We start from the raw sequence: 13102 nt of genomic DNA, 5'->3' as shown, positions 1-13102 counted from the left end.
CACAAAAGAAGGTGTGCCGATGACCACCACGTTGCGCTGGCGCAGGGTCCTGCTGAAACTCTCCGGTGAAGCCCTGATGGGCAGCCAGCCTTTCGGCATCGATCCCTCGGTCGTCGAGCGCATTGCGGTGGAAGTGGCCAACGCGGTCAAGCTCGGCGCGCAGGTCGGCCTGGTGGTGGGTGGCGGCAACATCTTCCGCGGTGTCGCCGTTGCCGCAAAGGGCGGCAACCGGGTTACCGGCGATCACATGGGGATGCTGGCGACCGTCATGAACAGCCTGACCCTGGCCGATGCCCTGCGTCGCCAGGAAGTGCCGGCTCGCGTGCTGTCTGCGGTGCCTGTGCCCTCGATCTGCGAGACGTTTACCCAGCGTGGTGCCGAGCGCTACATGGAAGACGGTGACGTCATCGTTTTCGCTGGCGGCACGGGCAACCCGTTCTTCACCACCGATTCGGGTGCGGCGCTGCGTGCGGCCGAGATGAAGTGCGACGCCTTCCTGAAAGGCACACAGGTCGACGGCATCTATTCCGAGGATCCGAAGATCAATCCGCATGCCGAGCGCTACACCGAACTGACCTATGACGATGTGATCAACCGCAATCTCAAGGTCATGGATACGACAGCCATCGCGCTCGCCCGGGACAACAGGATCCCTGTTGTTGTCTTCTCCATCCACACGCCCGGTTCGCTTGTGGATGTGCTTCTGCAGCGTGGCCGCTATACTGTGGTCAGCGCAGCCTGAATCAGTCCCGCCGGGCTTTCGCACCGTTCGTCCGTTCAGTGGCCGGAGCGAGAGCAAAGGCATGGGGACTGGGTGTGATTATCGTTGCAATGGTTCGGTAATTCTTGTCTTTGAACAAGATTGTGCCATCGTTGCGCCCCGGCCCGTCCGGGCCCCTACAAACATGAATTGCGAGGATCAAAATGCCGGTAGAAGGTGTCGATCTTGGAGATCTTGAGCGTCGGATGCAGGGTGCACTCGGCGTACTGAAAACCGAATTGTCGGGTCTGCGCACCGGCCGCGCATCTTCCAGCATGCTTGATGCGATTGTCGTGACCGCCTATGGCCAGACCATGCCGATTGCCCAGGTCGGCACCGTATCGGTTCCCGAGCCGCGCATGGTCGCGATCCAGGTCTGGGACAAGGGCATGGTCAGCGCCGTCGAAAAGGCAATCCGCGAATCGAGCCTCGGTCTCAACCCGGTGATCGATGGCCAGCTGCTGCGTCTGCCGATCCCGGAGCTGAACGCGGAGCGGCGCCAGGAACTCATCAAGGTCGCGCACAAGTATGCGGAAGCGGCGAAGGTTTCCATTCGCCATGTCCGCCGCGACGGCATGGACCTGATCAAGAAACTCGAAAAAGACAGCAAGATCAGCCAGGATGACGCGCGCGTCGCCTCGGATGACGTCCAGAAGCTGACGGATGGCCGCATCGCGGAAGTCGACAGCATGCTGGACAAGAAGCAGCAGGAAATTTCCCAGGTCTGAGACCTGATCCCGCGCGGCGCCGAGGGTGTGAATGACAACCAGTCCTGACAGCGGTTTGCTGAAGCCCGGTCAGATCCCTCGGGAGGCCGCCAAGCGACATGGCGTTCCGCGGCATGTTGCCATCATCATGGATGGCAACGGTCGCTGGGCCAATGCGCGTGGGCTCCCCCGGACAGAAGGTCATCGCCAAGGTCTCGATGCCCTGCGCGGTGCCATCCGGCATGCCGGGCAGCGCGGCATCGACTTTGTCACAGTCTACAGTTTCTCCTCCGAGAACTGGAGCAGGCCGCCGACCGAAGTGAGCTTCCTGATGGGGTTGCTGCGCCGCTTCGTTCAACGTGACCTGTCGGAATTGCACCAGGCCAACATACGCGTTCGTGTCATAGGCGCTCGCGCGGGCCTTGAGCCTGGCATTTGCGCCCTGCTTGATGAGGCGGAGGCCCTGACCCGCGCCAACACCGGCATGACTCTCGTTGTGGCCTTCAACTACGGAGGGCGGGACGAGATCCTCAGGGCAGCACGTCAGTTGGCCGAAGCTGCGGCTGCCGGGCAACTCGATCCGGCAAGCCTCAGCGAGCAGGACATTTCGTCCCGGCTCGATACGTCGGACATTCCCGACCCGGACCTCATCATCCGCACCAGCGGCGAACAGCGCCTGTCGAACTTCCTGCTCTGGCAGGCCGCCTATGCGGAATTCGTATTCTCGCCGGTCATGTGGCCGGATTTCGATGCTGCAGCCTTTGACGCGGCTCTCGATGCGTTTTCCGCGCGCGAGCGGCGGTTTGGTGCGGTGTCGGCGGGAGGGGGCTGATGGGCGGAACTGATACTGGCTCCGGAGACGGAGCACCCCGGCGTCCGGCGTCGGACTTGCGCGCCCGCGTCCTTTCGGCCCTGGTGCTCGGGCCGCTTGTTCTGGCGGTTGTCTGGTGGGGCGAGGAGCCCTATACGGTCTTGATTGCTTTTGGCGGGTTGGTGATCCTGCGTGAATGGCTGCTGATCATCGGTGCGCCGAAAACCGGTCTTGTACCGCTTCTCGGCTATGCTTCGGTTCTGGCCTTCACAATCCTGGTACACCTCTCCTATGAACTGGCTGCCTTGGCAGGCCTTGCCGGCGCGACAGCAGCGCTTTATGCGGCCGCAGGCGGCGCGCGGCCCGGCCGCTGGGCCGCAGAAGGCTTGCTCTACGCGACCCTGTCTGTCGGCGCATTGCTGGTCGTTCGTCGCGGCGAGATCGGCGAGGCCTTCAGCTTCTTCCTCATTGCAACTGTCTGGGTGACCGACATTGCCGCCTATTTTGTCGGTCGCCGGTTCGGTGGACCGAAACTGTGGTCTCGTATCTCGCCGAAGAAAACCTGGTCGGGAGCCATTGGCGGACTGGTTGCCGGCGCTCTGGCAGGTGTTGGTGCCGCTGCCTTTTATGGCCGTGAGGGCTTGCTGGTCTGGTTCGGCCTCGCCATCGTACTGTCTGTGGTGTCTCAGATCGGAGATCTTGCGGAATCCGCCGTCAAGCGCCGCTTCGGCGTCAAGGATTCCGGGGCTCTCATCCCAGGGCATGGCGGCATGATGGACCGGGTCGACGGCCTTGTCGCTGCCTCGGTTGCCGCCGCGCTTATGGGCCTTCTGCTGGGCGGCACCCTGCATGAACCGGTCTCCGGCCTTGGCCTTGGCTGACCCAAACAAGGGACTGTCGTGACCCCCAGCAACCGTTTCGTTTCCGCGGCACCGGGCCTTGAGGCTGATCCGGCATCGCGTCTGTCCCGATCCGTACAGCCTGTCCGTCTCGTTGTGCTCGGCGCCACCGGCTCCATTGGCAAGAGCACGCTCGACATTGTCCGCCATCATCCGGACCGCTATGAGGTGGTCGCCCTGGTCGCTGGCCGGCGTGCCGACGAACTGGCGGCACTGGCGCGCGAGTTCAAGGTGCGTTTTGCGGCCCTTGCCGATCCGCAAGGGCAAGACCGTCTGGCGCAAGCGCTGTCGGGAAGCGGGATCGCGAGCGGGGCAGGGCCGTCCGCCGTTGCCGAGGCCGCGCTCCATCCGGCCGATATCGTCGTCGCTGGCATCGTCGGGGCCGCAGGTCTTGCACCGACCTTCGCCGCCCTGCGGGCAGGACGCACCATCGCGCTTGCCAACAAGGAGTGCCTGGTCTGCGCCGGCGACCTGTTCATGGCGGAAGCCCGGCGACAGCAGGTTGCCGTCCTGCCGATGGACAGCGAGCACAATGCCATTTTCCAGGTGCTGGAAAGCCGCAACCTTGCCGAGGTCGAGAAAGTCGTCCTGACGGCGTCCGGCGGTCCGTTCCGCACCACGTCGCTTGAGGAAATGCGACACGTTACCCCGGCAGAGGCCCTGCGCCACCCCAACTGGGACATGGGCAGCCGCATCACGATCGACAGCGCCACACTGATGAACAAGGGACTGGAGGTGATCGAAGCCTCACATCTGTTCCCGCTTTCCCATGATCAACTGGATGTCCTGGTGCATCCCCAGTCCGTGATCCACGGCATGGTGCAGTACAAGGATGGCTCGCTTCTGGCGCAGATGGGCAGTCCCGACATGCGCACGCCCATCGCCCATTGCCTGGCCTGGCCGCACCGCCTGGATCTGCCGGTCGCCCGGCTGGATCTCGCCCGGCTCGCAACCCTGACATTCGAGGCGCCGGACCCGGAACGCTTTCCAGCGCTTGGCCTGGCTCTGACCGCCATGCGCAATGGCGGCGGGGCGCCTGCCGCGCTCAATGCCGCTGATGAGGAAGCCGTCGCCGCCTTCCTCTCCGGGCACATCGGGTTTCTCGATATTGCCGCAGTGGTTGCCGATGTTCTGGAGGTGATGTCCGGCGCGCATGCGCTCACGGCACCGGCTTCGGTCGAGGCAGTTCTGGATCTGGATGCGGCCGCCCGGCGGCAGGCCATGCAGGCGATTGCGCGCCGGGCCGCCTGACACGCCAGCCGATGCTCCGCAATTATCCCGCATGCATCTTGCGCGTCATGTGTTCCGGGCTGGCCAGCGCGAACCTGTGTCGCTATGTTAAACTACAATTACGATTTGAGCTTTAGGGTTCTGGTAACGGGGAGGCCCCTCTGGTCCGCCTCCCTCGGCGTAGGAAAAGCGTATGGACCTTGTTTCAGGTTATCTGACCCAGTCGGTGACGATGCTCGCCGCCTTTTTGTTTGTCCTGACGATTGTCGTGTTTTTCCATGAGCTTGGCCACTTTCTCGTTGCCCGCTGGTGCGGGGTGCGGGTGGATGCATTTTCGGTCGGATTCGGCCGCGAACTGGCCGGTTTCAATGACCGCCACGGCACGCGCTGGAAACTCAGCCTGATTCCCCTCGGTGGATATGTAAAGTTTGCGGGCGACGAGAATGCGGCCAGCATGCCGGATCGCTCAGGGCTTGCCGGTATGACCGATGCCGAGCGGGCTGGGACGTTCCCGGCGAAGCCAGTCTGGCAGCGGGCCGCAGTCGTTGCAGCCGGGCCCATTGCCAACTTCCTTCTTTCCATCGTGATCTTTGCCTTTGTGTTCGGTATCTATGGCAAGGTGGTCACGACCCCGCTGCTGCAGGAGATCCATCCGGGCAGCGCCGCCGAACAGGCCGGCCTGCAGCCCGGCGATCTTGTTCTTTCTGTTGATGGTCGGCAGATCACCACCTTCACCGATCTGCAGCGGATCGTCTCTGCGAGCGCCGATGTCCCGCTGACGCTGGATGTCGACCGCAAGGGGGAGGTGGTGCGTGTCGTCGTGACGCCCCAGTACAAGGAAATCTCCGACGGCTTCGGCGGTACCCAGAAGGTTGGTCTTCTCGGTGTTACCCGGTCGCCGGCCCAGGCGGACCTGACCCGGGTCCAGTACGGACCGGTGGAGGCCGTGGCCGAAGGCGCGCGCGAGACTTGGTTCATCGCCGCCCGCACGCTCGATTATCTGTCCAAGGTGGTGACGGGCCGGGAGTCGGCCGATCAACTGGGTGGCCCGATCCGGGTGGCGCAGGTCTCCGGACAAGTGGCGGAGCTGGGGATCATTCCTCTCCTGCAACTGGCGGCCGTCCTCTCGGTGTCCATCGGTCTTCTCAACCTGATGCCCGTCCCGATGCTGGATGGTGGCCATCTGGTCTACTACGCGGTGGAAGCCGTACGTGGCAAACCCTTGAGCGAGCGGGTTCAGGATGTCGGTTTCCGGATCGGTATCGCCCTGGTCCTGATGCTGATGGTGTTTGCGACATGGAATGATGTATCGCGTCTCGCAGGCGGGTGACCGCAGGCGTGACATGGCCGCAACGCCTTCAAATGAAATCCGTTTCGGGTGAGGCTTGCGGTTGCGTATTCGGCAAAAGGATGTAAAAACCATGCCGGATGCTGAGAATCTGACGAAGGCCCTAATCCGGTCTCAATTGAAAAAGGCATAGCTCGGATATGCAGCGACTGCGGAAAATTTCTCGTGCCGTTATTTTGTCGGCACCGCTCTTTGTGGCTGGCGGGATCATTCCTGACCCGTTCGGTCTTTCTGTCACGAGCGCTGAAGCCGCGGTCGCCGGCAATATCGTTGTGCGTGGCAATACGCGCATCGAGGGCGAGACGGTTGTCAGCTACCTGACAATCCAGCGTGGCCGGTCCTATTCTGCGGCTGATGTTGATGAGTCCCTGAAGGCGCTGTTTGCGACGGGTCTGTTTGAGGACGTCCGCATCAGTTCCGAAGGCGGCACGCTCGTTGTCACCGTGAAAGAGAACCCGGTCATCGGTCGTGTTTCTTTCGAAGGCAATCGCCGCGTTTCCGACGACCAGCTCAAGACGGCTGTGCGGACCACCGAGCGCTCCATGCTGACGCGCTCGAAGGTGCAGTCCGACGTTCAGAATATTCTGGAAGCCTATCGCCGCACAGGTCGCTATCGGGCGTCCGTGGAGCCGAAGATCATTGATCGCGGTAACAACCGCGTTGATCTCGTGTTCGAGATTTCAGAGGGTGAAAAGACCGGTGTCGAGCGCATCACCTTCATCGGCAACGGCAATTTCAGTGACCGTCGTCTGCGGGAAGTCATTCGTACCCGTGAAAGCGGGCTGCTGAGCTGGCTGCGCAGCACGGACACCTATGACCCGGATCGCCTCGCTGCCGATCAGGAACTGCTGCGCCAGTTCTACTACCAGAACGGTTACGCCGATTTCCGCATCGTTGCCACCAGCGCCGATCTTGATCGCGAACAGAACGTGTTCTTCGTCACCTTCACCGTTGAGGAAGGCGAGAAATACGAAATCGGCAATGTCGAGATCCAGAGCTCGCTGTCCTCGATCGATCCGGAAGCGCTGAAGGGCAACGTACGCACCCGGTCCGGTGATACGTATAATTCGCGCCGTGTCGAGCAGACGCTGGAAGACATCACTCTGAAGGTGTCTGAAGATGGGTATGCCTTTGCGGAAGTGCGCCCGCGCGCCCTCCGCAATTACGAGACCAAGACGATCGACCTCGTGTACAACATCGAGGAAGGTCCGCGTGCCTATGTCGAGCGGATCAACATCCGCGGCAACGATCGCACCCGTGAGTATGTAATCCGCCGCGAGTTTGATCTTGCCGAAGGCGATGCGTTCAATCGTGTCCTGCTTGACAAGGCCGAGCGCCGGCTGCGCAACACCGGCTTCTTCAAGGAAGTGCGGATCACGTCCGAGCGCGGCAGCTCGCCCGATCGCGTGATCATCAACGTTGATGTCGAGGAACAGGCAACCGGCGAAGTCTCGTTCGGCATCGGTTACTCGACATCCGATGGCATCATTGGTGATGTTTCGATCAGCGAGAAGAACTTCCTTGGCCGTGGCCAGTATGTTCGCGTTGGTGTCGGCGGCGGCAAGTCTTCGCAGAACTACGAGTTCCAGTTCCGTGAGCCGTTCTTCCTCGGTCGTCGTATCGCGCTCGACCTTGACGCATATCGCCGCGTTTCGGACAAGAACGACTACCGCAGCTACAAGGAAGACGTGACCGGCGGTGGCTTTGGCTTCACTCTGCCGCTTCGGGAAGATGAGCTGGCTCTCAAGCTGTTCTACAACATCTATGAGACCAAGATCACCGATCCGAAGAAGCTGGCGACAGGTCTGTCTAACTGCTCGAAGAACCCGGATCTGTCTCCGGCGGTTTGCGACTCGCTTGGTACTTACCTCACGTCGCTGGCCGGCTACGCGCTGATCTACAACACCCTCGACAGCAACCAGAATCCGTCGGACGGCCTCTATGGCAAGTTCCAGCAGGAATTCGCCGGTATCGGTGGTGACGCTCAGTTTATCCGCACGACTGCGGAAGGGCGTCTCTACAAGGAGATCTATCCGGACGCTGGTATCGTCGGCAACATCACCCTGCGTGGTGGTCATATCCAGGCCCTGGGCAGCAAGCGTCTTCGCATTTCCGACCAGTTCATGATGGGCGGCGACATGGTTCGCGGCTTCGAGAACGGTGGCATCGGTCCGCGTGACCGCAAGACGGGCGATGCGATTGGCGGGCGTTTCTATGTTGCTGGTACGCTGGAAGCGACTTTCCCCTTCCCGGTCATCCCGGAAGAGTTCGGCCTGAGCGGCGCAGTCTTCGCCGATGCCGGTTCGCTGTGGGATGCCGATTCCAAGCTGATCAAGGCGGTCGGCACCAATGGTGTCAATTCGAACGGCTTCGACCTGCGTGCATCTGCCGGCTTCGGCGTCCGTTGGGTGTCCCCGTTCGGTCCGTTGCGCATGGACTTCGCCTGGCCGATCATGAAGCAGAAGGGCGACCAGACCCAGGTGTTCCGCCTGTCCGGCGGTACCCGCTTCTAAGGTCGTACACATGTTTGAGCTACGGCCGCCGCTTGCCTCGGCGGCCGTTTGCTTTTTGAGAGCCGGTCGCGCCGGCTGTAAGGAGCCGTCGAATGGCTGATCCCGTGTTCTTCGCGCCGATGCCGGTGCTGCCTCTTGCCGAACTGGCCGAAGTGTGTGGCGCAGAGCTGCAGCGCGGTGCATCTGACCTGACGATCAGCTGTGTGGCGCCGCTGGAGGATGCTCGAGAGGGGGCGTTGGTGTTTTTTGACAACACGCGCTACCTTGATCAACTGGCTGCCACCCGTGCAACGGCCTGCATCGTCGCGCCCAAGCACGCCGGAAAGGTACCGGAAGGCGTCGCGCTGCTGGTTTCAAAGGATCCTTACCGCGCCTGGGCCAAGGTTCTGGCGCGCCTCTATCCGCAAGCCATGGCGCCGCTGCCGGCCTATGGCAATGATGCCGGAATCTCGCCGCGCGCTGTTGTTCACCCGGAAGCTCGGCTCGAGGACGACGTGACCATCGAACCAGGCGCGGTGGTTGGGGCTGGCGCCGAGATCGGCAGTGGCAGCCATGTCGGGCCGAATGCCGTGATCGGGCAGAATGTGCGCATTGGCCGGGATTGCCATATCGGCGCCAATGCGGTTGTGCAGCATGCCTTGCTTGGCAATCGCGTCATCCTGCATCCGGGCGTCGCCATCGGCCAGGACGGGTTTGGCTATGCCATGGGTCTGGGCGGCCATCTCAAGGTGCCGCAGATCGGCCGTGTCATTATCCAGGACGATGTCGAGGTCGGCGCCAATACGACCATCGACCGCGGAGCCAACCGCGACACCGTAGTCGGAGAGGGCACCCGGATCGACAATCAGGTCCAGGTCGGACACAACGTCAACATCGGCCGGCATTGCATCATCGTCTCGCAGGTTGGCCTGTCTGGCTCCTCGACCCTCGCGGATTATGTCGCCATCGGCGGCCAGTCCGGCGTTGCCGGCCACGTCGAGATCGGCATGGGGGCACAGATTGCGGCTGTCAGCGTTGTCAATGACAGCGTTCCGGCCGGCGGCCGCTACGGCGGCACGCCGGCAAAACCCGTAAAACAATGGTTCCGTGAACTGACAGCTTTGAAAAAGCTGGCCGAACGCGGTTCCGGGACCTGACATGACGCTGCTGCTCGGTTAAAGAGCAGCAAAGGCTATTTTCCCTTGACGGGGGCAGAGAACATGGAAAATCAAGACACCACGACCCTGGCATCCGCCGACATCATGAAGGTGATGGAGCTTCTGCCGCATCGCTATCCGTTCCTGTTGATTGACAGGATCATCGAGATGAAGGGCGACGAGTCCTGCATCGGCATCAAGAACGTCACGATCAACGAGCCGCATTTCCAGGGGCACTTCCCCACGCGTCCGGTCATGCCGGGCGTGCTCCTGATCGAGGCGATGGCACAGACCGCCGGCGCCTTGTGCGTGCATTCGCTGGGCAGTGATCACACGCCGCAGCTGGTCTATTTCATGACCATCGACAAGGCGAAGTTCCGCAAGCCGGTAGGTCCGGGCGACCAGGTCCATTTTCATGTGAAGAAGATCCGCAATCGCTCCAACATCTGGCGTTTCGAGGCCGTTGCGATGGTCGACGGGGCCAAGGTTGCTGAAGCCGAAATCAGTGCGATGCTGGTGGATGCCTGACGGGGCGGGCCCATGCCCTCCTGAAGCAATGCATCAACAGTACCGCTTAAGTGCCGGGGAGTTCAGACTGTGATCCATCCAAGTGCAGTGATCGAGGACGGCGCAAGCCTTGGCGAAGGTGTCCGCATCGGTCCGTTCTGTCACATTGGCAAGGACGCGAGGATCGGCGATGGCGTCGAGATGAAGTCCCACGTGGTGGTGGCCGGTGACACGACCATCGGCGCGCGCACGGTCGTCTTTCCCTTTGCCTCGCTCGGGCACCAGCCGCAGGATCTGAAGTATCGCGGCGAGCCTGCGACCTTGAGCATCGGGTCCGACTGTCTGATCCGGGAAGGGGTGACGATGAACCCCGGGACGGCGGCAGGCGGACATTCCACGACCGTTGGTGACCGCTGCGCTTTCCTGGCCAACTCCCACGTCGGCCATGACAGTCACATTGGCAGCAATGTGGTGTTGTCGAACAATGTCATGATTGCCGGTCATGTCACCGTCGGCGACCACGTCATCTTCGGCGGCGGGTCTGCCGTAATCCAGTTCACCCGCATTGGCGATCACGCCTTCATCGGCGGCCTTGCCGGCCTTGAGAACGACCTCATTCCCTATGGCATGGTCACCGGCAACCGCGCCCGTCTCGGTGGCCTTAATCTTGTCGGTCTGAAGCGGCGCAATTTCCCGCGCGAGCAGATCCATGCCCTGCGCTCCGCCTACCGCGACCTGTTCGAGAGCGATGAAGGCACCCTGCGTGACCGGGCCCAGAAACTGGCTGCCACCGCGGGCGAGGAGCCCTTGGTCCGGCAGGTACTGGACTTCATCCTGGTCGAGGGCGAACGGCGGTTCTGTACCCCACGCGGCCCGCAGGGCGACTGAGCCATGACCTCAGGCCCTGCCACCGGCGACCGCGCACCGCTCGGCCTCATTGCCGGCGGGGGGCAACTGCCGTTGGAAATTCTCGCGGACCTCAAGGCCCGGGGTGAGCCGGTGCTGACCATCGCCATCAAGGGCGAGACGGAACCGGCTCTTGCGGCGCAGGCTGACCACGAGCTCGGCTGGGGGCAGATCGGCCAGTTGTTCAAGGCATTGCACACAGCCGGCTGTGACCGGGTGATCCTGATTGGCGGCATCACACGGCGTCCGGACTTTACCTCGATCCTCGGTGATCTCGGCACCATGCGCCGGCTGCCGACCATCGTGAAGGCGATGGTCGGCGGTGATGACAGCCTTCTGACCCGCGTCATTCGCATTTTCGAGGGTGAGAACCTTCAGGTTGTCGGCGTTGCCGATGTTGCCCCCGGGCTTCTGGCTCCCGGCGGCGTGATAGACGGCAGCGCGCTGGAGGCCGGCAGCAATGAAGACATGCATCTGGCCTATCAGGCCGTCCGAATGCTGGGCGAGCTGGATATCGGCCAGGCAGCGGTGGCAGTTGGTGGCCGTGTGATCGCTCTGGAAGGGGCGGAGGGCACGGATGCAATGCTGCAGCGCTGCGCCGACCTGCGTGCCAATGGGCGGGTTCGGGCGAAAGGGGCGGTTGGTGTCCTCGTCAAGGCAGCCAAGCCGGGACAGGACCTGCGCGTGGATCTTCCGGCAATAGGCCCGCGTACGATTGATCTGGCCCGCGCCGCCGGTCTCGCCGGCATCGCAGTTGAAGCGGGCCGGTCGCTGATTGCTGATCGGGCAGCGACGCTTGCTGCCGCCCGTGCTGCCGGCCTGTTCGTTTATGGTCTTGCCCGGCCACAGGAACCTGAGGAGCAGGCGTGATGGCGACCCCACCTATGACCGGTGCCGGACAGGATCGGGCTTTGCGCGTGTTTCTCGTGGCGGGCGAGGAGTCTGGTGACGCGCTCGGGGCCAACCTGATGCAGGCCCTGAAGCAGCAGTACCCGGGTAAGATCGAGTTTGCGGGTGTCGGCGGTGAGCGCATGGGGCAGCAAGGGCTGGTCAGCCTGTTTCCTCTGGCCGACATTGCCGTCATGGGACTGACAGCGGTGCTGGCCCGACTGCCAACCATCGTCAAACGCGTCTATCAGACGGTGGATGCGGCAGTCGCGGCAGATCCCGATGTACTGGTGATCATCGACAGCCCTGACTTTACCCACAATGTCGCAAAGCGGGTGCGCAAGCGCGCAGCGCATATCCCTATTGTCGACTATGTGTCTCCCTCGGTCTGGGCCTGGCGCCCGGGCCGGGCCAAGACGATGAGCGTCTATGTCGACCGTCTCCTTGCCCTGCTGCCCTTCGAGCCCGAGGCGCATCGCCGTCTTGGTGGGCCGCCGACATTTTATGTCGGACACCCCTTGATCGAGCGCGTCGCGGAATTGCGTCCCGGCCCTGGCGAAAGAGCACAGCTCGGCAGAGGCTCCGATGTGCTTCTGCTTCTGCCAGGCAGCCGCCGCAGTGAAGTCGACATGCTGCTGGAGGACTTCGGCAAGACAGCGGAGCTGCTTCTGGCTCGTCGTCCTGGCCTGGAAATCTTGTTGCCGGCTGTGCCGCATCTGGCTGCCCGCATCCGGTCCACAGTTGCCGCATGGCCGGTTGACGTGACGGTGGTCGAGGGCGAGGCGGCCAAGTTCGCCGCATTCCGCCGCGCCCATGCTGCGCTGGCCGCCTCGGGCACCGTGTCCCTTGAACTGGCGGCCTCAGGCATTCCGATGGCGATCTGCTACCGCCTCGACTGGTTCTATCGCCGCCTGAAGCAGATCCACCGGATCTTCCCGATCGCTTCCGTGTCCTCAATGGTGTTGCCCAACATCATTCTGGGGCGAAATGTCGTTCCGGAATTTCTGGATGAGGCGGCAGCACCGGAGCGCCTTGTCGATGTGGTGGAGCGCCTGCTTGCCTCATCGCCGGAGCGGCAGGCCCAGGTTGACGCCTTCTCGGATCTCGACGCAGCCATGCGATTGCCAGATGGCCACAGCCAGAGCAGCACGGCGGCTCGCCTCGTTCTGGATCTGATCGGCCGCGCCTGACCAATCTGATGCGGGGGAACCTGGATAAGCCGGCACTTACCTGTGTCATCGCAGCGCTATGCCCGCGATGGTTCTGGCGCAGGCGCTGACGAGTGATCGGCAAACGGTAAAGGGGCTGTGGCCGCCCCTCAGACTGCTGACATACCCTCTATCGTCATCCTGGGCGCAGCGGAGCGGAGACCCGGGACCGGAGAGCCAAGGTTTCTC

Annotated in this window: 12 protein-coding genes; all 12 read left to right on the top strand. The window is 62.6% G+C overall.

Annotated elements, in window-relative coordinates:
- Positions 1-19 precede the first annotated feature (19 nt).
- Complete coding sequence (gene pyrH, locus C8348_RS10435; RefSeq protein ID WP_106753268.1) at positions 20-742, top strand: UMP kinase; 723 nt, start codon at positions 20-22, stop codon at positions 740-742.
- 182 nt (positions 743-924) lie between these two features.
- On the top strand, positions 925-1488 hold the full coding sequence (frr, locus tag C8348_RS10430; protein ID WP_198647002.1) for a ribosome recycling factor: 564 nt from the start codon (positions 925-927) through the stop codon (positions 1486-1488).
- 31 nt (positions 1489-1519) lie between these two features.
- Positions 1520-2299 carry an isoprenyl transferase gene (locus C8348_RS10425; RefSeq protein WP_106753267.1) on the top strand — a complete coding sequence of 260 codons (780 nt, stop codon included), beginning with the start codon at positions 1520-1522 and terminating at the stop codon, positions 2297-2299.
- A complete protein-coding gene (locus C8348_RS10420) occupies positions 2299-3159 on the top strand; it encodes a phosphatidate cytidylyltransferase (protein WP_106753266.1) in 861 nt (286 codons plus the stop codon). The genes C8348_RS10425 and C8348_RS10420 overlap by 1 nt, the downstream gene beginning before the upstream one ends.
- A gap of 18 nt (positions 3160-3177) precedes the next feature.
- Positions 3178-4428 (top strand): 1-deoxy-D-xylulose-5-phosphate reductoisomerase, encoded by a 1251-nt coding sequence (locus C8348_RS10415; RefSeq protein ID WP_157950417.1) that lies wholly within the window; start codon positions 3178-3180, stop codon positions 4426-4428.
- Between the two features lie 172 nt (positions 4429-4600).
- Positions 4601-5737 carry an RIP metalloprotease RseP gene (rseP, locus tag C8348_RS10410; protein ID WP_106753265.1) on the top strand — a complete coding sequence of 379 codons (1137 nt, stop codon included), beginning with the start codon at positions 4601-4603 and terminating at the stop codon, positions 5735-5737.
- Positions 5738-5895: 158 nt separating this feature from the next.
- Positions 5896-8268 carry an outer membrane protein assembly factor BamA gene (bamA, locus tag C8348_RS10405; protein WP_106753264.1) on the top strand — a complete coding sequence of 791 codons (2373 nt, stop codon included), beginning with the start codon at positions 5896-5898 and terminating at the stop codon, positions 8266-8268.
- Positions 8269-8360: 92 nt separating this feature from the next.
- Complete coding sequence (lpxD, locus tag C8348_RS10400) at positions 8361-9404, top strand: UDP-3-O-(3-hydroxymyristoyl)glucosamine N-acyltransferase (protein WP_106753263.1); 1044 nt, start codon at positions 8361-8363, stop codon at positions 9402-9404.
- Between the two features lie 63 nt (positions 9405-9467).
- Positions 9468-9932, top strand: a complete 465-nt coding sequence (fabZ, locus tag C8348_RS10395) for a 3-hydroxyacyl-ACP dehydratase FabZ (protein ID WP_106753262.1) — start codon at positions 9468-9470, stop codon at positions 9930-9932.
- Between the two features lie 69 nt (positions 9933-10001).
- Positions 10002-10799: an acyl-ACP--UDP-N-acetylglucosamine O-acyltransferase gene (lpxA, locus tag C8348_RS10390; RefSeq protein ID WP_106753261.1), complete on the top strand. Its 798-nt coding sequence runs from the start codon at positions 10002-10004 to the stop codon at positions 10797-10799.
- A gap of 3 nt (positions 10800-10802) precedes the next feature.
- Complete coding sequence (locus tag C8348_RS10385; RefSeq protein WP_106753260.1) at positions 10803-11687, top strand: LpxI family protein; 885 nt, start codon at positions 10803-10805, stop codon at positions 11685-11687.
- Positions 11687-12895 carry a lipid-A-disaccharide synthase gene (gene lpxB / locus C8348_RS10380; RefSeq protein ID WP_244293975.1) on the top strand — a complete coding sequence of 403 codons (1209 nt, stop codon included), beginning with the start codon at positions 11687-11689 and terminating at the stop codon, positions 12893-12895. The genes C8348_RS10385 and lpxB overlap by 1 nt, the downstream gene beginning before the upstream one ends.
- Positions 12896-13102 lie beyond the last annotated feature (207 nt).

Source organism: Pannonibacter carbonis, assembly GCF_003012935.1.
Taxonomy (GTDB): domain Bacteria; phylum Pseudomonadota; class Alphaproteobacteria; order Rhizobiales; family Stappiaceae; genus Pannonibacter; species Pannonibacter carbonis.
The sequence above is the reverse complement of the archived record's forward strand: the minus strand, read 5'-3'. Positions and strand labels throughout refer to the sequence as shown.